16 protein-coding genes and 3 tRNA genes are annotated in these 18,034 nt (G+C 61.0%); 8 read left to right on the top strand and 11 right to left on the bottom strand.

Features of this window, described 5'->3' with window-relative positions; translation table 11 throughout:
- The 5 genes from secE to G5154_RS12295 all read right to left on the bottom strand — a co-directional run bounded on the left by secE (position 1) and on the right by G5154_RS12295 (position 2,113).
- The gene (secE, locus tag G5154_RS12315; protein WP_005306322.1) at positions 1 to 372 is read right to left on the bottom strand and encodes a preprotein translocase subunit SecE; all 372 of its coding nucleotides are present in this window, start codon (positions 370 to 372) and stop codon (positions 1 to 3) included.
- Between the two features lie 60 nt (positions 373 to 432).
- Positions 433 to 509, bottom strand: a tRNA-Trp gene (locus tag G5154_RS12310).
- Between the two features lie 53 nt (positions 510 to 562).
- Entirely contained in the window at positions 563 to 1,747 is a 1,185-nt protein-coding gene (gene tuf, locus G5154_RS12305; protein WP_074042664.1) for an elongation factor Tu, read from the bottom strand.
- Positions 1,748 to 1,915: 168 nt separating this feature from the next.
- Positions 1,916 to 1,990 (bottom strand) — tRNA-Gly (locus G5154_RS12300).
- 38 nt (positions 1,991 to 2,028) lie between these two features.
- Positions 2,029 to 2,113, bottom strand: a tRNA-Tyr gene (locus G5154_RS12295).
- Between the two features lie 117 nt (positions 2,114 to 2,230).
- On the opposite strand from G5154_RS12295, the gene G5154_RS12290 reads away from it, so the two are divergent.
- A complete protein-coding gene (locus G5154_RS12290; protein ID WP_157188376.1) occupies positions 2,231 to 2,380 on the top strand; it encodes a hypothetical protein in 150 nt (49 codons plus the stop codon).
- Positions 2,377 to 3,315 (top strand): type I pantothenate kinase, encoded by a 939-nt coding sequence (gene coaA, locus G5154_RS12285; protein ID WP_362786036.1) that lies wholly within the window; start codon positions 2,377 to 2,379, stop codon positions 3,313 to 3,315. Before G5154_RS12290 ends, coaA begins: the two co-directional genes overlap by 4 nt.
- Before the next feature lie 81 nt (positions 3,316 to 3,396).
- On the opposite strand, the gene birA is transcribed toward coaA, so the two are convergent.
- Positions 3,397 to 4,362 carry a bifunctional biotin--[acetyl-CoA-carboxylase] ligase/biotin operon repressor BirA gene (gene birA / locus G5154_RS12280; RefSeq protein WP_100647047.1) on the bottom strand — a complete coding sequence of 322 codons (966 nt, stop codon included), beginning with the start codon at positions 4,360 to 4,362 and terminating at the stop codon, positions 3,397 to 3,399.
- Positions 4,359 to 5,396, bottom strand: a complete 1,038-nt coding sequence (gene murB / locus G5154_RS12275; RefSeq protein ID WP_421250889.1) for a UDP-N-acetylmuramate dehydrogenase — start codon at positions 5,394 to 5,396, stop codon at positions 4,359 to 4,361. Before murB ends, birA begins: the two co-directional genes overlap by 4 nt.
- A gap of 127 nt (positions 5,397 to 5,523) precedes the next feature.
- Here murB and G5154_RS12270 point away from each other — a divergent pair, with 127 nt between their 5' ends.
- Both G5154_RS12270 and G5154_RS12265 read left to right on the top strand, forming a co-directional pair.
- Positions 5,524 to 6,177, top strand: coding sequence for a potassium channel family protein (locus G5154_RS12270; RefSeq protein WP_005339863.1), 654 nt, complete (start codon positions 5,524 to 5,526; stop codon positions 6,175 to 6,177).
- A complete protein-coding gene (locus G5154_RS12265; RefSeq protein WP_042082855.1) occupies positions 6,174 to 7,529 on the top strand; it encodes a TrkH family potassium uptake protein in 1,356 nt (451 codons plus the stop codon). The genes G5154_RS12270 and G5154_RS12265 overlap by 4 nt, the downstream gene beginning before the upstream one ends.
- 40 nt (positions 7,530 to 7,569) lie before the next feature.
- On the opposite strand, the gene G5154_RS12260 is transcribed toward G5154_RS12265, so the two are convergent.
- The gene (locus G5154_RS12260) at positions 7,570 to 8,400 is read right to left on the bottom strand and encodes a cupin domain-containing protein (protein ID WP_421245173.1); all 831 of its coding nucleotides are present in this window, start codon (positions 8,398 to 8,400) and stop codon (positions 7,570 to 7,572) included.
- A gap of 101 nt (positions 8,401 to 8,501) precedes the next feature.
- Between G5154_RS12260 and G5154_RS12255 the strand changes: the two genes are divergently transcribed.
- Positions 8,502 to 9,035, top strand: coding sequence for a carboxymuconolactone decarboxylase family protein (locus G5154_RS12255; RefSeq protein WP_216979941.1), 534 nt, complete (start codon positions 8,502 to 8,504; stop codon positions 9,033 to 9,035).
- 14 nt (positions 9,036 to 9,049) lie between these two features.
- Positions 9,050 to 9,490, top strand: coding sequence for a DUF417 family protein (locus G5154_RS12250; RefSeq protein ID WP_216979940.1), 441 nt, complete (start codon positions 9,050 to 9,052; stop codon positions 9,488 to 9,490).
- Positions 9,491 to 9,530: 40 nt separating this feature from the next.
- Here the strand turns inward: G5154_RS12250 and G5154_RS12245 are convergent, their stop codons facing one another.
- The 3 genes from G5154_RS12245 to G5154_RS12235 all read right to left on the bottom strand — a co-directional run bounded on the left by G5154_RS12245 (position 9,531) and on the right by G5154_RS12235 (position 14,092).
- Positions 9,531 to 11,504, bottom strand: a complete 1,974-nt coding sequence (locus G5154_RS12245; RefSeq protein ID WP_421250890.1) for a DNA topoisomerase III — start codon at positions 11,502 to 11,504, stop codon at positions 9,531 to 9,533.
- A gap of 67 nt (positions 11,505 to 11,571) precedes the next feature.
- Positions 11,572 to 12,069 (bottom strand): response regulator, encoded by a 498-nt coding sequence (locus G5154_RS12240; protein ID WP_236347921.1) that lies wholly within the window; start codon positions 12,067 to 12,069, stop codon positions 11,572 to 11,574.
- Positions 12,070 to 12,124: 55 nt separating this feature from the next.
- Complete coding sequence (locus G5154_RS12235) at positions 12,125 to 14,092, bottom strand: ATP-binding protein (RefSeq protein ID WP_421250891.1); 1,968 nt, start codon at positions 14,090 to 14,092, stop codon at positions 12,125 to 12,127.
- A gap of 277 nt (positions 14,093 to 14,369) precedes the next feature.
- On the opposite strand from G5154_RS12235, the gene G5154_RS12230 reads away from it, so the two are divergent.
- Together G5154_RS12230 and torA are read left to right on the top strand one after the other, a co-directional pair.
- Positions 14,370 to 15,500 (top strand): NapC/NirT family cytochrome c, encoded by a 1,131-nt coding sequence (locus G5154_RS12230; RefSeq protein WP_421250892.1) that lies wholly within the window; start codon positions 14,370 to 14,372, stop codon positions 15,498 to 15,500.
- Between the two features lie 23 nt (positions 15,501 to 15,523).
- Positions 15,524 to 18,004, top strand: coding sequence for a trimethylamine-N-oxide reductase TorA (gene torA, locus G5154_RS12225; protein ID WP_421250893.1), 2,481 nt, complete (start codon positions 15,524 to 15,526; stop codon positions 18,002 to 18,004).
- The last annotated feature ends 30 nt before the right edge of the window (positions 18,005 to 18,034 follow it).

The following is an 18,034-nucleotide window of genomic DNA, read 5'->3' as shown; positions in this document are numbered from 1 at the left end:
TTACACACCGGTAATCAGGTTGACCAACCAGACCAAGGCACCGTCCAGAACGAACAGCAGCAGCCCCATCACGGCGGTCACCGCCAGCACAATCAGGGTTGTCTGAATGGCTTCCTGACGGGTCGGCCATACGACCTTGCGGACTTCCAGGCGAGACTCACGGGCGAATGCCAGTGTTGCCTTTCCCTTGGTGGTTTGCAGGGCTACTGCACCAGCAGCAGCAATGACAACGACCACACCCAGGGCGCGGACGGCAGCGACAACATCGTTGAGCAGGTAATTACCCACTACAGCGGCCGCCAGGATAATGAAAACCAGGCCCCAAAGCAGGGTATCCTTGCTTCCGCCCTGGCTCTCAGAACTAACACTCATACAACCCACCTGTATCTGACGTAACCAAAGACACAAAAGCCCCGTACGAGACGAGGTATATGGCAGGGGCGGCAGGACTCGAACCCGCAACCATCGGTTTTGGAGACCGCTGTTCTACCAATTCGAACTACGCCCCTGCATAAGAAAGCCCCTATTATAGGGGCTTTGCTTTATTTATGTAAGCCAAAGATTAAGCGATAACTTTAGCTACAACACCAGCACCTACGGTACGGCCACCTTCACGGATAGCGAAACGCAGGCCGTCGTCCATCGCGATCGGCGCAATCAGGGTAACAACCATCTTGATGTTGTCACCCGGCATTACCATCTCTACGCCTTCCGGCAGTTCGATGGTACCGGTCACGTCAGTAGTACGGAAGTAGAACTGCGGACGGTAGCCTTTGAAGAACGGGGTATGACGACCACCTTCTTCTTTGGACAGCACGTACACTTCAGATTCAAACTTGGTGTGCGGCTTGATGGTGCCCGGCTTGGCCAGTACCTGACCACGCTCTACGTCTTCACGCTTCACGCCACGCAGCAGTGCACCGATGTTCTCGCCTGCACGACCTTCGTCCAGCAGCTTGCGGAACATTTCAACGCCGGTACAGGTGGTCTTGGTGGTATCTTTGATACCCACGATTTCCACTTCTTCACCAACTTTGACGATACCGCGCTCTACACGACCGGTAACTACAGTACCACGGCCAGCGATAGAGAATACGTCTTCGATAGGCATCAGGAACGGCTGGTCAATCGCACGCTCCGGCTCCGGAATGTAGCTGTCCAGGTGGCCAGCCAGTTCCAGGATCTTCTCTTCCCACTGAGCTTCGCCTTCCAGCGCTTTCAGTGCAGAACCACGGACTACCGGCAGGTCATCACCCGGGAAGTCGTACTCGGACAGCAGTTCACGAACTTCCATCTCGACCAGTTCCAGCAGCTCTTCGTCATCTACCATGTCACACTTGTTCATGAACACGATGATGTACGGAACGCCTACCTGACGACCCAGCAGGATGTGCTCACGAGTCTGCGGCATCGGGCCGTCAGTCGCTGCTACCACCAGGATCGCGCCGTCCATCTGGGCAGCACCGGTGATCATGTTTTTAACGTAGTCGGCGTGACCCGGGCAGTCTACGTGTGCGTAGTGACGGGTAGCGGTGTCGTATTCTACGTGGGAGGTGTTGATGGTGATACCACGCTCACGCTCTTCCGGTGCCTTGTCGATCTGGTCGAAGGCGAAAGCTTTACCACCGAAGTGCTTGGCCAGCACGTTGGTGATAGCTGCAGTCAGGGTGGTTTTACCGTGGTCAACGTGGCCGATGGTACCCACGTTAACGTGCGGTTTATTACGCTCAAATTTTTCTTTAGACATGATCGTCCCTCTAAACTAACGCTGAGTACGCGGTGGCAAGCTAACCACAGAACAGTTTATATGATGGATTTGAATCTGGTGGGAAAGAGAGAGGTACTGATGGCTGGTTCGCTTGCCGAACTCACCCTAGGGTGCGGCTCTGCTAACGCCTGAGCCATATCAGCATCTTGGAGCGGGCAGCGGGAATCGAACCCGCATCATCAGCTTGGAAGGCTGAGGTAATAGCCATTATACGATGCCCGCATTTCTCTAACCCAAAGAACTCAAACCGCAGAGAAATATGGTGGAGGGAGAAGGATTCGAACCTTCGAAGGCAGAGCCGTCAGATTTACAGTCTGATCCCTTTGGCCGCTCGGGAACCCCTCCAGATGCCAGATTGTCACAGCGGTAATTCTGCTTGCACCCACTGTTTTTATCGCTTTTGCACGGCAAATAGACGACAGACATCCAAGCGTCGCGCATTTTATTGTAAGGATTTGGGGGATGCAACCATTGAACCTGGCAAAATACGCTTTATTGCTGGGAAGTTTGCAAAAAAGCGGCTGGAAATCAGCCAATCCTGCTGCGTCCCTTGTCGCTCCCCCACCCTTGGTGTATGGTCGCCGTGCCCAAGAAACAGTGATGACACCATGACGACAGAGCATAACCCCTATCTGCAATTCACCCGCGAACAATGGGCGTTATTGCGCGATTCGGTCCCCCTGACCCTGACCGAACACGATCTGCAGACCCTGCGCGGGATCAACGAGAAGGTGTCATTGCGGGAAGTGGAAGAGATCTATCTGCCTCTCTCCCGCCTGCTCAATCTCTATGTCAAAGCCAAACAGCGTCGCAGCCGGGTGCTGGAGCAGTTCCTCGGCCAGTCCCGCGGCAAGGGCACTTATATCATCAGCATTGCCGGCAGCGTGGCGGGGGGCAAAAGTACCACGGCCCGTATTCTGCAGGCCTTGCTGGAGCGCTGGCCGGAACATCCGCGGGTGGAGCTGGTCACCACCGACGGCTTCCTCTATCCCAACAAGGTACTGGAAGAGCGCGGCCTGATGCGCCGCAAGGGGTTCCCGGAATCCTACGACATCCGCCATCTGGTGGAGTTTGTCGCCAATATCCGCGCCGGTCACGAGAAGGTCGAAGCGCCGGTTTACTCCCACCTTATCTACGACATCATTCCCGATGAGAAGAAGGTGGTGGAGCAGCCGGACATCCTGATCCTGGAAGGGCTCAATGTGCTGCAAAGCGGCATGGACTACCCTCAGGAGCCCCATCGGGTCTTCGTGTCGGACTTCGTCGACTTCTCCATCTATGTGGATGCCGATGCCGAACTGCTGCGTACCTGGTATATCGAACGCTTCCTGAAATTCCGCAGCGGCGCCTTCTCGGATCCCGACTCCTACTTCCATAACTACGCCAAGCTGGCGGAGAGTGAGGCGACCCAGATCGCCAACAACATCTGGCAAGATATCAACTATCTGAATTTGCAAGAAAATATCCTGCCAACGCGTGAGCGTGCCAACCTGATCATGACCAAGGGCCATGAGCACGCCATCGAACAGATCAAGCTGCGTAAATGATGACTGCAGTTGCCGGATAACGAAGAGGGGGCCCGCGGGCCCCCTCTTCTTGTTTGGCATCATGAGCGGCCTTGCTGACCCTCAGTCGCCCCGGCGCAGGGAGAGTTCGCCCCCGAGATAGAATTTGATCCCTTCAGCTGTCTCCAGTCGCAGGGCGCCGCGATCGTCGATGCCACGGGCGATGCCGCGGATCTCCTGATCTCCCATCAGCAGGCGCACCGGGCGACCGGCAAAGTGATCGAGCCGATTCCACTCATCGACAAAGCTTGCCAACCCCTGTTGCTCAAAGGTGTGCAGCGCCCGCTGCAGATGGACGATCATCCGGGCCGCCAACTGATTGCGATCGACTAGCTCGGGATTGATGTGGCGCAACTCGGCCCAGGCCTGATCGATCTTCTCACCTTCGCGGGCAGGCATCGCCAGATTGAGACCGATGCCGATCACCAGATGACAGCTGGCCCCGGCGCTACCACTCATCTCTACCAGAATGCCCGCCAGCTTGCGGCCCTGATAGTAGAGGTCATTCGGCCACTTGAGCTCGACCCCCTGATAACCAAGGGACTCCAGCGCTTCAACCACTGCCACGCCGACCGCCAGACTCAGCCCCATGGCCGCCGCCATGCCTTGTTCGAGTCGCCAGTACATGCTGAGGATCAGCTGGCAACCAAACGGCGAAATCCAGGGTTTGCCACGACGACCGCGCCCGGCTGTCTGACACTCGGCCAGACAGCTCTCGCCAGAGCGCAGCTCATTGACCCGATCCAGCAGGTGTTGATTGGTCGAGCCAATGACCGGAAAACAGTGCACCGGTGCCATCGGGGCCAGTGCCTGCAAGGTAGCCTGATCATAGAGCGCCATCGGCACCGCCAACCGGTAGCCCTTGCCGGTCAGGCTAAAGAGATCCAACCCCAGCTCCTTGAGCGCCGCCATGTGTTTGCTCACCGCCGCCCGGCTGATGCCGAGCTGCTCACCCAGCTGTTCGCCGGAGTGAAACTGGCCGTCGCTAAGCAGGGTGATCAGGGTCTGTCTGATGGGAGTCAACGTCATGAGAGCACCTCGTCGAGCCAGGTTTCACCATGCGCACCCATAAAGCGCACCTCGTGCTCCAGCACCACGCCAAACGTCTGCTCCACGCTGTCGCGGACATGAGCCGCCAGCGCGATCAGCTCCATGGCACTGGCGCCCCCCAGATTGACCAGCACCAGCGCCTGCTCCTGATGAACAGTGGCACGGCCAATGGCGAAACCTTTCAAACCGCACTGATCGATGAGCCAGCCCGCCGCCAGCTTGGCCTGCCCTTCTCCAGCCGGATAGCAGGGCATCTGCGGATAGCGCTCCTTGAGCGACTCCGCCAGCGCCGCAGGCACCACCGGATTTTTGAAGAAACTGCCCGCATTGCCGAGCACGGCGGGATCCGGCAGTTTGGCCATGCGGGTGGCACAGACGGTATCGAAGATGGCCTGCGCAGAAGGTGTGTCACCGAGCGCTGCCAGCGGGCCATAGCCCAGCACCGGCTGCCACGCCTTGGGCAGTTTGAGCCCGACGGCGGTGATCAGGTGGGAATCCTGATACTCGTGCTTGAAGATGCTGTCGCGATAACCGAAACGGCACTCTGCCGCCGCGATCCGTTCAATCTCGCCACTCTGCCAGTTGAACGCCTCGACATAGGCGCAGAAGTCGGCCAGCTCAACGCCATACGCACCGATGTTCTGCACCGGCGCTGCACCGACCGTACCGGGAATGAGCGCCAGATTCTCCAGCCCGAACCAGCCCTGTTGCAAGGTATGGCGCACCAGCTGATGCCAATCTTCACCGGCCGCCACATGGAGCAACCAGTGATCGCCACCATCTTCAGCGGTAATCCCCTTGAGCCGGTTGAGCACCACCAGACCGAGAAAATCGGTGGTGAAGAGCATGTTGCTGCCGCCGCCCAGATTGAGGCGCGGCAGCTGGTTGAGCTGCGGATCGGCACGCAGGGTCGCCAGATCGGCAACCTGCTCCACCTCGGCCAGCCAGAGGCAGTACGCATCGAGGGCAAGGGTGTTGAGCTTCAACAAGGAGGCGTTGGCATTCAGTTTCATCGGTCTATCCCGGCTTGGTGCAAGGGCGCAGTCTACCTCAAGTTACCCCATGACGAAAAACCCGAGCCCTTTTCGGGGGAATAGCAGTGGTTTAGAGTAGGCGACTTCAACTGCTGAGGAATAACTCATGAACAACCAGTTTGCCGTCATCGGCCTGGGCCTGTTTGGCAGCGCGCTGTGCGAAGAGCTGCAACGGCAAGATGCCGAAGTACTGGCCATCGATATCGACGAGAGCAAGACCCGGCAAATCGCCGCCCTCTGCAATCACGTCATCGTGGCCGACGCCACCGACGAGGCCACCGTGGCCGAACTGGGACTGGCCAATTTCGATATCGTCTTCGTTGCCATCGGTGACAACCTGGAGACCAGCATCCTCACCACCCTCGTCTTGAAAGAGGCGGGCGTGAAGAAGGTGTGGGTCAAGGCGCGCGACAAGTTCCACGCCAAGATCCTGCAGAAAGTGGGCGCCGACAAGGTGATCAACCCGGAGTGGGACATGGGCCGCCGGGTCGCCCAGAGCATGCTGGACAACCGGCTGTTCGACTATCTGGAGCTGGGCCACGACATGGTGCTGACCGAGTTCGTGATTGGCCTGCAACAGAACGGCCGGGAACTAGGCGACTTCCATCTGCTGCAACAGAGCGATTTCCAGCTGCTCGCCATCAAGCGTGGTGACGTGCTGCACAACGTGCTGACCGGCAAGATGGAGCTGCAACTGGGCGACATCCTGATCCTGGCGGGCAACAAGCACGCCATCGACCACTGGCTCGAAACCCTATGATCAACTGGCGCAGCAGCTACGCCTTCGCCCTCCATCGGGAGCAGGACTCTCGCTGGAGCGAAGCCCGGCTGATCCTCGGCAGCTTTCTGATCATTCTGCTGATTGGCACCATCTTTCTGGTGCAACCCTCCAGCCACAATGGCGAGGTTACCTTCGTCAACGCCCTGTTTACCGCCACCTCGGCCATCAGCGTGACAGGTCTTGGCGTGGTGGATACAGGCACCGCCTTCACCCTGCAGGGGCAGATTTTTCTGTTGATGCTGATGGAGATCGGCGGTCTGGGCCAGATGACCATGACCCTGCTGCTGATCGCCATCTTCAGCAAGCGGGTCGGTCTGCGCCAGCAGGTACTGGCCAAGGAGGCGCTGGGACAGGAGGGCTCGGTCAACATCATTCAACTGGTCAAACGTATCGTGCTGTTCGCCTTTATCGCCCAACTGATCGGTACCGGCATCATGGCGATCCGCTGGGTGCCCGAGATGGGGTGGGTGCACGGCCTCTATGTCAGCTTCTTCCACGCAGTATCGGCCTTCAACAACGCCGGGTTTTCGCTGTTTGCCAACAATCTCATGGACTATAGAGACGACCCCATCATCAGCCTGACCATCGCCGGTCTGCTGATCCTGGGGGGGATCGGCTTTACCGTCATCGTCGATCTGGTGCGCAACCGCCGCTGGCGCAAGCTGAAGCTGCACAGCAAGTTGATGCTGCTGATGACCCCGGCGCTGCTGCTGGCCGGTACCCTGATGTTCTGGCTGCTGGAACACAACAACCCCGGCACCCTCGGCAAGGCCGGTGTCGGTGGCCAGCTGCTGGCTGCCTTCTTCCAGTCTGCCAGCGCCCGTACCGCCGGTTTCAATACCATAGATATCGGGCTGATGACCCCGGCGGCGCTGCTGTTCCTGATGATGCTGATGTTTATCGGTGCCGGTGCCACCTCCACCGGTGGTGGTATCAAAGTCACCACCTTCGCAGTCGTGCTGCTGGCGACCAAAGCATTTCTGACCAAACGGCCCCATGTCACAGCTTTTGGCCGCACCCTGTCGCCCCAGATCGTGACCCGCTCGCTGGCCATCATCATCGTCAGCACCATGGTGCTGATGCTGGCGATGTTCCTGCTGATGGTGACCGAGGATCTGCCGTTCGACAAAATCATGTTCGAGACCATCTCGGCATTTGCCACTGTCGGCCTCTCCACCGGCATCACCGCCTCCCTGAGCGAGCCGGGCAAGCTGATCCTGGTGCTGGTGATGATCTGCGGCCGTCTCGGCCCCCTGACCCTGGCCTTTATGCTGGCCCGCCCGGTCGAGACCCGCATCCGTTATCCGGAAGAGAACGTCTATACCGGCTGACCGGTTATGAAAACGGGGCAGCCACTGGCTGCCCCGTTTTTTATTCGGCTTGTTGCTGCGCCTTGAGCCAGCGCCCCGGGCTCACCCCCAGCTCCCGCTCGAATGCCCGACCAAAGGCAACACTGCTGCTGTACCCCGCCCCCAGCGCCACCTGCACCATGGGCTCCCCCGTCAACAGTTGCTGGCAGGCGCGCGCCATGCGCCAGTGGGTCAGATAACCAAGCGGCGCTTGACCGACCCGCTCCTGAAACTTCGCGGCAAAGCGGGCCCGCGACATGCCGGCCTCCCGCGCCAGCGTGGCCACCGTCCAGGGTTCATCCCCACGCTGATGCATCACCGAGATCGCCTTGGCCAACTGGGGATCGGAAATACCTGCCAGCATCCCCTGCTGACACACCCCTTGCTCGACCAGATGACGCAGCAGCAGGATCAACAGTACCTCCAGCAAGCGGGAGATCAGCGGATCCTGCCCGTAGCGGGGGTGAAACGCCTCGTCAAACAGCTGACTCAGCACCGGCGTCAGGGCAGGCAACTCACGTAGCGGCAGCACCAGCGAGCCCGGTAATGCCAGCTGCAACGGCGATGCGCCCCCCTTGCCGAATGCGACATTGGCACACACCAAATCACAACCCCCCAACGTTCTGGGTTCAAGCTTGTGAGGACGTCCCCGAGGGAACAGGATCAGAGTCGGCTCCTCGAGCAGCAAGCTGGCGCCCCCCTCTTCACGCAGCATGACGGCGCCGCTACGCAGCAGATGAAGATGTCCGCCGCTCGGGTAATCATCACTGGAGGAGTTCTGGCACAGGTTGCCGGCGAAGAAGATCTTGGCTTCGGGGGAGGCATGAACCAACAAGGCAGAGAGCGGATCCATATTTGAGACGAATAGTATTTATTTGCAGACGATGAGTGATAAACCGTATCACGAATGACGGCACACTGTCTCCCTTACCTTCACTACCACAGGAGAAGATCATGAGCCGTATCCAACCCGTATCCCAGCCGCAACCCGCAGCCGCCCAGACCCTGGCCACCCTGCAACGCAATCTGGGTATGGTGCCCAACCTCTACGCCACCCTGGCCCACTCGCCAGCCCTGCTCAATGGCTTCCTGGGCTTTGCCGAGGCGCTTGGCAAGGGGCGCCTCACTGCCCCACAACGGGAATTGCTGGCACTGGCCATCGGTCAAGCCAACGCCTGCCAATACTGTTTGTCTGCCCACACACTACTGGCGGGAAAGGCCGGATTCTCGGCCCAGGAGATCCGGGCAACCCGACTCGGCCAAGCCTCGGCTCCCCTTGATCACGCCCTGCTGCAACTGGCAACGGCGCTGGTCAAGCAGCGCGGGGTGATCAGTGACGAGCAACTTGCTAGCGCCCGTGCCGCAGGCGTAGATGACGAGCTGCTGCTGGAGGTGCTCGGCCAGGTGGTGGTCAATACCCTGACCAACTATGGCAACCACCTGGCGGCGACCGAGATCGACTTCCCGCCCGTCACTCTGACCCCTTAAACAAGGAGCCCCCCATGCAGCAACATGACAAAGGCTTTCTGGTCGCCCTGGCGGGCGTGGTATTGACCCTGCTCTGGATCGGCGTCTTCAAGTTTACCCCGACAGAGGCCGCCACCATCAAACCACTGGTAGCCAGCCACCCCTTGATGAGCTGGCTCTATGGCCCCCTGTCGGAACAGAGCGTATCGAACCTGATCGGGGTGGTCGAGATAGTGATCGCCATCGGGCTGGTCGTGGGCCTGTGGCAACCTCGCATCGGTTACTGGTGCAGCATGGGGGCTATCGTCACCTTCCTGGCGACGCTGAGCTTCCTGCTGACCCTGACAGGTGTCTGGAAGATGGTTGACGGCGTGCCAGTCACCGAGTTCTTCCTGTTCAAGGATCTGGTGTTTCTCGGTGTGGTGCTGCACTACCAGCACAGGATCCGTGCCAGCTTGTCCACTCAGGCAGCCTGACAACAATGCCTTTGGCGCCCTGGATGGGCGCCTTTTTTCGTTATGCCGCCCTGGTCTGGCGCTTGCTGGCCGTCTTGCGCGGTCGGGGCCCGCCAGTCGTGCTGGCCGCCGGACTCTTGCGCCTGGTAAAACGCCGCTTGCCGGCACCCGGCGCCTCCTTGGGCAGGGCGCTGAAGCTGGCACCGGAGTCCTGCCGCGCCCCCTCGATCAGGCCGTTGAGCTGCTCGGTGAGCGGCCCCATAAACTGCAGGTAGCTGCCGTGGCGCTCGGCGATCTGGGCGAGGCTCTGCTCCCACAGCGCCGTCATATCCGGCGTGGTAGCTGTCGCGGGCAACGCCTGAACCAGCGCCCGTCCGGTCGGGGTCGCCTTGATGCTCTTGCCCTGACGCACCAGAAAGCGACGCTTGAACAGCAGGTCGATGATGCCGGCCCGGGTCGCTTCGGTGCCGAGGCCATCGGTGTCGCGCAGGGTCTTGCGGATCTCGGGATCCTGCACATAGCGGGCGATGCCTGTCATGGCCGCCAGCAGAGTGGCATCGGTGAACGACTTGGGTGGCTGGGTCATCTTCTCCTGCAACTCGCCCCGCTCGCACAGCAGTTGTTCGCCCTCCTTCAGAGCCGGCAGGGTACCGGCCTTCTCTTCGTCGTCATCCTCCTCCACCCCGAGCAGCGCCTTCCAGCCCGCCTTGAGGATTCGCCGTGCCCTGGCCTGAAACAGGCCACCGGCGATGCGCAGCAGCACCTTGCTGTCGTTGTATTCGAATGGGGGATAGAACTGCAGCAGATACTGTCGGGCAATCAGGCCATAGAGCTTCTCCTCGTCGGCCCCCAGCGTGGCGGGGTTGCCCTGCTTCTCGGTGGGGATGATGGCGTGGTGGGCATCCACCTTGCTGTCGTTCCACGCCTTGCTGCGGATCTTGCCGTCTGCCTCGCTCACCGCCTTGGCCAGCGCGGGCGCAGTAGCGGCGATGGCGCCGCGCACCTGCTCGGCCCGCTTGAAATGGTCGGTCGGCAGATAGCGGCTATCGGAGCGCGGATAGGTGATGAGCTTGTGGCGCTCGTAGAGGCTTTGGCAGATGTCGAGCACCCGCTTGGCATCCATGCCGAACCGCTTGGCGGCATCGATCTGCAGGCAGGAGAGGTTGTAGGGCAGCGGCGCCGCCTGCTTGCGGGCCTGCTCCTCCACCGATTCGACCTGAGCGGGCTGGCCATTGATCCGGCTCACCACCTTGTCGGCCAGCGCCCGATTGAGCACCCGCCCCTCCTCATCTTGCCACGGCAGGCAGGCTTCCGACGGCAGCCACTTGGCGGTGAAGCGCTCGTTGCCGTCGGTCAGCAGATGGGCCAGCACCTCGTAGAAGGGTTTGGGCACGAAGGCCTCGATCTCGAGATCCCGCCGCACCACCAGCCCCAGCAGCGGGGTCTGCACCCGGCCAACCGAGAGCAGCTCACTGCAACCGGCCTTGCGCCCGAGCAGAGTGTAGGCGCGGGTCATGTTGATGCCGTAGAGCCAGTCGGCCCGACTGCGGGCCAGCGCGGAGACCGCCAGCGGCACGAACTCCTTGTTGTCCCTCAGCTTCTCGAGAGCGCGGCGCACCGCAGGCGGGTTGAGATCGCTGATGAGGCAGCGCTGCACCGGCTTGGTTTTCGGGTAGCCGAGAAAGTCGATCACCTCGTCCACCAGCAGTTGCCCTTCCCTATCCGGGTCACCGGCGTTGACCACGCAGTCCGCCTGTTTGATCAGTCGCTTGATGACGGTGAGCTGGGTTTTGGTCTTGGGCTTGGCCACCAGCTGCCACTGGGCGGGGATGATGGGGAGATGCTCCATCCGCCACTGCTTGAAGGCAGCGTCATAGGCATCGGGTTCGGCCTGCTCCAGCAGATGGCCGATGCACCAGGTGACCACATCCCCTTGGGCTGTTTCGATAAAACCGTCGCCCTTCTTGTGGGGCTTGGGCAGGGCATCGGCAATGGCGCGGCCCAGCGTGGGCTTCTCGGCGATAAAGAGTCGCATCGGTAGCTACCTGCAATACTGTATATGCAGACAGTATACAACTGCCACCGCGAAAGCCCAACTGCCCCTATTCGTCGAACGGGTGATCGTGGATAGCGGCAAACAACCGCGCCTGATTGAGCAGCGGCGCATAGTGGAAGGCGTTGTCGCCATCTTCTGCCAGCAGGTAGTCGGTCAGCTGTTCGCGCACCGCCTCTTGCAGGGTCTCCAGCTTCCACGGTTTGGCCAGATAGTAGTGCAACCCGCCACGATTGACCGCTTCGACGGTGGCCTCCAGCCCCGCTTGCCCGGTCAGCAGCAGTTTGCGGCTGGCACGGGTGGTGGCACGCCGGTTCAACTCCACCAGAAAGTCGACCCCCAAAGTTCCCGGCATGATGTGATCGCAGAGGATCAGCGCCAGCTTGCCCCCCTCCTCTTCCCACTCGTGCACCACCTCCCGCGCTTCGTCGACGCTCTCGGCGGCTTCCAGTTCGAAGTGGGAACGGAACGGGGCGAGATCGTGGATCACCGCATCCAGCACCTCCCGCTCATCGTCCACACACAGGATCAGATAGTGTTTGTTCATTGCTCCTCCTTGGCGACATGGTTTGGCACGCCGCGCGATTGATGCTGGCGACGGCTCAGGCCGCATGCTCCTTGTTGTGATGAGGTTCGCCCCCGTAACCGGCCTGCCCCATGCCATCCAGCGGCAGACAGACCCGCATCCGGGTGTAATGGCCCGGTTCGGAGGCCACCTCAATCCGGCCGTGGTGCTGCTGAACTATCTGCAGCGAAACGCTCAGACCAATCCCGAGGCCGAAATGGCCCTCCCGCTTGGTGGTGAAATTGAGATCGAAGATCCGCTGCCACAGCTCGGGCTCGATGCCGCAACCGCTATCCTCGATCTCTACCATGACCCACTCGGGATCCAGCAACCCGGTGCGAATGGTGAGTCGCCCCGGGCCGCTCATGGCATCCAGACTGTTGGCGATCAGGTTGGTCCACACCTGTTGCAGGGCGATAGGGTGACAGCGCACCAGCGGCAACGGCTGGTACTCCTTGCAGAGCTCATGATGCTTGAGGCGGTTTTCGAAAATCATCAGGGTATCTTCCAGCCCCTCGTGCAGGTCCACCAGCGAGGGCTCGGCCCGATCCTGCCGCGCATACTGCTTGAGGCTCTTGACCAGATCGCCGATGCGACGGGCACACACTTCGATATTGCGCAGGAAGCTGCCGGTCTGCTGGAACAGCTCCAGCCGGGCGAGCAGCGCCTCCCGCTCGGCGGCGGTGCGGCTGGCAAACCAGCGCTGCCAGTTCAGCTCGTCATCCAGATTCATCTGCACCGCCAGCCGCGCCTGCTGACGATCGCCAAAGCGCCCCTCCGCCAGCCGGGTCTTGTCGCGGATCTCGCTGGTCGAAACCGGCTGTGCGGTCAGCGCCTGACAGAGGGTCTGGTTGCCCAGCCCCTTGATGGGAGCAGGCAGTTCGAGATTGACCAGATCGGGGATGGCAGCCCGCAGGGTCTCGCTGCCACGGATGATGGCCGCCACCGGGTTGTTCAGCTCATGGGCGACACCGGCCACCAGCTGACCCAGCATCGCCATCTTTTCACTCTCCACCAGCTGGGCGTGAGCGGCATCGAGGGAGTTGAGGGTCTGTTGCAGCCGCATCTCGGTACGGATGCTGTTTTGCAGGCGGCGGTTGAAGTGGCGCAGCAGCAGGTTGGTAAAGGAGGGGAGCAGTTCGCTGCGCGCCTGCATCACCCGGGAGAATTGCAGCTTGTCGAGCTTGATCACCTCGGCGCCGGTCAGGATCACCCCGGTGGTAAAGGCGGGTTCGCCGGTCACGAAGGACATACCCCCCACCAGCGAACCGGTGCGGTAGTGCACCACCTCCTGATCGATCCCCTGCTCGTCCCGCTTGCGCAGCACCACCTCCCCCTTGGCGATAAACCAGAGAAAGCTGTTGGGCTCCCCCTCGCGGGTCAGCACATGGCCCGGACTGTAGTGGCGGCAGACCCGCGCCTCGTCATTGCCATCGAAAAACTGGTAGAGGCCGTCGATCACCACCCGCGACAGCTCTTCATCACTGCAGTGGGTGTAATCCATAAAACCCTGCCGATAGGCCGCCAACTGGCGATCGACGTGGACCCGCAGCAACTTCTGGTTGTCGAGCACGGCGGCATAGCTCAGCAGGTCAGCCTCGGGCTGGAGCAGCACAAAGTGGCTGGCCTGCTCGATCACCGCCCGGCGCAGGCTGCCATCGCGCCAGGGGCGTTGCAGGTAGTAGTCGAGACGACCGAGGTTGACCGCCTCGATGATCGATTTCATCTCCGGCTGGCTGCCCAACAGGATCTTGCGGCACGCCTCGTGGCGGTTGCCGAGGCGGATTAGAAAATCGGCCCCTCGCCCATCCCCCAGCTCGCTGTCACACACCACCACGGCGGGCGGCTGCCCCTTGCGGTCCAGCTCGTCGAGGGCCAGCTCCGCCGACTCCTGCCCGACCACCACCACCAGCGCAAAATGGCCGAGCAGCGGGGCCAGCTCCTGTTCGAATTCGGTCAGCAGCTGCACGTTGGCGGCGACACACAGCAGTGAGAAAGGGCTCATCGGCGACACTCCGTTGTGGCTCACTGTTCACTATATCAACGAATCTTGTGGGGTTTTGCGAGGGGGCTAACAGCTGCCAAGGAAAGTGTCAAAAGCGGATAAATACAATAAAACAGAATTTAATTCGATATTATTGTCAATAACAGAACTATGAATTGAGTGTGACTTCCATCAAAAAATATAAACCATGATGGAGGTCAACGCCTTATCCCTATCATTACTACTACTATTGGACTAGTACTATGTAGGTAATTATTGACCGTAGGAAAACGCCGCCATGATTGGAAAACTGATAAGAAAAACCTGGTTCTGGCTCCTGCTGCTCGGGGCCCTGCTGGGTGTCGCGGCACTGGGTGTCACCGTGACCGTGCTGCACAAGACCAGCTCCACCGAATTCTGCGTCTCCTGCCACTCCATGCAGACACCGCTGGCCGAGTATCAGGGCAGTGTCCACTTCCAGAACACCAAGGGGATCCGTGCCGAGTGCGCCGACTGCCACATTCCCAATGAGCCAGCCTCCTACCTGTGGACCAAGATCCGTGCAGTGAAGGATATCTATCACGAGGCGATCGGCACCCTCGACACCCCTGAGAAATACGAGGCCCACAAGTTGCGTATGGCCCAGTCGGTCTGGGACGAGCTGAAAGCCAACGACTCCGCCACCTGCCGCAGCTGCCACAGCTACGAGGCGATGGACATTCTGGCCCAGCGCCCCAATGCCCGTGCCGAACACCCGGTCGCCATCAAGGAGGGCCAGACCTGTATCGACTGCCACCGCGGTGTCGCCCACATCATGCCAGACATGAGCGGCCTGGCTGCCGCCGGTGCCAGTGAGCTGGCGCAGGCTGCGGCCCAGACTCCGGCCAATGTCACCACCCGTTACGCCATCGCCACCACCCCGCTGTTCCTCGATGCCGCCGCCAAGACCGACGAAGGCACCCTGATGCCCTCCACTAGGGTGGAAGTGCTGGCCAACGAAAACGGCCGCGCCAAGGTGCAGATCGAAGGCTGGCAACAGGATGGTGTGAGCGAAGTGTTCTACGCCGCACCGGGCAAACGGATCCTCAGCGTACTGGTCGACGATGCCGCCAAGAAAGCACTGGTCACCGGCCAGAGCGAAACCGACAGCGCCACCAACCTCACCTGGCATCAGGTCAAGCTGACCGCCTGGGTCGACCAAAGCCAGCTTATCGGCGATCAGGGCAAGCTGTGGCAATACGCCTCCACCCTGATGTCCAACAACTGTACCGGCTGCCACGGCCTCACCGCGCTGGATCACTTCAATGCCAACCAGTGGATCGGCGTCATCAAGGGGATGGAATCTCGTACCTCCCTGACCCCGGAACAGGCTCGCATGTTGACCCAGTATGTCCAGAAACACGCCAGTGACATGAGCGCGGCCCACTAAGGCTGGCACAGAGGATAACCGTTATGACTTTTTTCAATGACAAGAAGACCAATCTGTCCCGCCGCAACCTGCTCAAGGGGCTCGGCGCCTGCGCAGCCCTGCCCCTGCTCGGCGGCATTTTTCCCAAGAGTGCGCTGGCACAAGCCATCAGCACCGCATTGAGTCAGTTCCCGACTCTGGTGCCCGCCCAGAAGGGCATTCTGACCGGCGCCCACTGGGGTGCCTTCGAGGCGATCGTCGAAGATGGTCGCATGGTGCGCGTCCAGCCGGTAGCCGATGATCCGGCGCCGAACGATCTTATCGACATGGCGCCGTTCCAGGTGCACGCCAAGAACCGCATCAAGTATCCCATGGTACGCAAGAGCTGGCTGGAGCACGGCCCGGGCGCCAAGCCCGAGCTGCGCGGCGCCGACGAGTGGGTGCGGGTGAGCTGGGAGAAAGCCATCGAACTGGTGGCCGGTGAAATCCAGCGCGTGCAGAGTGACTTCGGCCCGCAGGCGATCCACGCCGGCTCCTACGGCTGGAAGAGTGTCGGCATGTTCCACAACAGCCGCACCCTGCTGCACCGCCTGATGAACCTCTCCGGCGGTTTCACCGGTTATGCCGGTGACTACTCCACCGGCGCGGCCCAGGTGATCATGTCCCACGTGATGGGCTCCATCGAGGTGTACGAGCAGCAGACCGCTTGGCCCAACGTGGTCGAGAACGCCGAACTGGTGGTGCTGTGGGGGGTCAACGCTCAAGTAACTCTGAAGAACAGCTGGAACATGCCGGATCACGAAGGTCAGGCCGGCTTCATGGCGCTGAAAGAGAAGGGCACCCGCGTCATCAGCATCGATCCCATCTACAACGAGACCGCCAAGCTGGTCGGTGCCGAGTGGATTGCCCCGAACGCCTACACCGACGTGGCCATGATGCTGGGTGTGGCTCACACCCTCTACAGCGAGAAGAAGCACGATCAGGCTTTCCTAGATCGCTACACCGTCGGCTTCGACAAGTTTCTGGACTATCTGCTCGGCAAGGATGACGGCCAACCGAAGAGCGCCGAATGGGCGAGCAGCGTCTGCGGCGTCGATGCCAAGGTGATCCGCCAGCTGGCTCTCGACATGGCCGCCAAGCGCACCATGATCATGGCCGGTTGGGGCATGCAGCGTCAGCAGCATGGCGAACAGCCGAACTGGATGCTGGTGACCCTGGCTTCCATGCTGGGCCAGATCGGCCTGCCGGGCGGCGGCTACGGCTTCAGCTACCACTACTCCTCCGGTGGCAGCCCCACTGCCAAGGGCGGCATTCTGGCGGGTATCTCCGCCGGCAACGCACCGAAGAACAGCCCGGCCCCAATCCCGGTGGCGCGCATCGCCGACTGTCTCGCCAACCCGGGCAAAACCATCGACTTCAACGGCCGCAAGGTGACCTATCCGGACATCAAGCTGGTCTACGTGGCGGGCGGCAACCCCTTCCACCACCATCAGGACACCAACAACCTGCTGCAGGCGTGGCGCAAACCGCAGACCGTGATCGTTCACGAGCCTTACTGGACCGCCACCGCCAAGCACGCCGATATCGTGCTGCCGGTCACCACCAGCTACGAGCGCAACGATCTGGAGATGGGGGGCGACTACTCCCAGCGCTATGTGTTCCCGATGCATCAGTGCGTGCCGCCCCAGTTTGAAGCCCGCAACGACTTCGATATCTTCAGCGCCATCGCCGCCAAACTGGGCGTGCAGGAGCAGTACACCGAAGGGAAGGATGAGATGCTGTGGCTCAAGCAGATGTACGACGGCATGGCGGCGCAGGCCCGTGGTGCCCGCGTGGCGCTGCCGCCATTCAACATGTTCTGGGAGTCCAACAACTACATCCGCTTCCCGATCCCCGAGGCCAACCGCCAGTGGATCCGTCACGCCGATTTTCGCGAGAACCCGCTGCTCAACCCGCTCGGCACCCCGTCCGGCAAGATCGAGATCTTCTCCAACACGGTGGCGGGGATGGGTTATGCCGACTGCGCCGGCCATCCCAAGTGGTATGAGCCGAAGGAGTGGGTGAAGAGCGAGGTGGCAGCGCGCTATCCGCTGTCGCTCAACACCTCCCACCCGACCCAGCGGCTGCACTCCCAGCTCGACAACACTCCGCTGCGGGACAAGTTCGCCATCGCCGACCGCGAGGCGATCATGATCCATCCGCTGGATGCCAAGGCTCGTGGTATCGCCCAGGGGGATTTGGTGCGTGCCTTCAACGAGCGCGGCCAGATCCTGGTGGGCGCCCTGCTCTCCGAAGATGTGCGCCAAGGGGTGGTGCGGATCTGCGAAGGGGCCTGGTACGACCCGGCCAAGCCGGGCGAAGCGGGCAGCATCTGCAAAAACGGCAACGTCAACTGCCTCACCTTCGACGAAGGCTCGTCCAGTCTGGCACAGGGCAACTGCGGCCACATGGCCCAGTTGCAGATCGAGAAGTACACAGGACCTGTGCTGGCCAACACCGCCCACGCGGTACCGGCCAACGGCTAAGGCGATTGCCACCCAATAAAAACGGCGCCA

This window comes from Aeromonas sp. 600527, from assembly GCF_049175415.1.
GTDB lineage: Bacteria > Pseudomonadota > Gammaproteobacteria > Enterobacterales > Aeromonadaceae > Aeromonas > Aeromonas veronii_A.
This window is presented reverse-complemented; position numbering and strand designations above follow the sequence as displayed.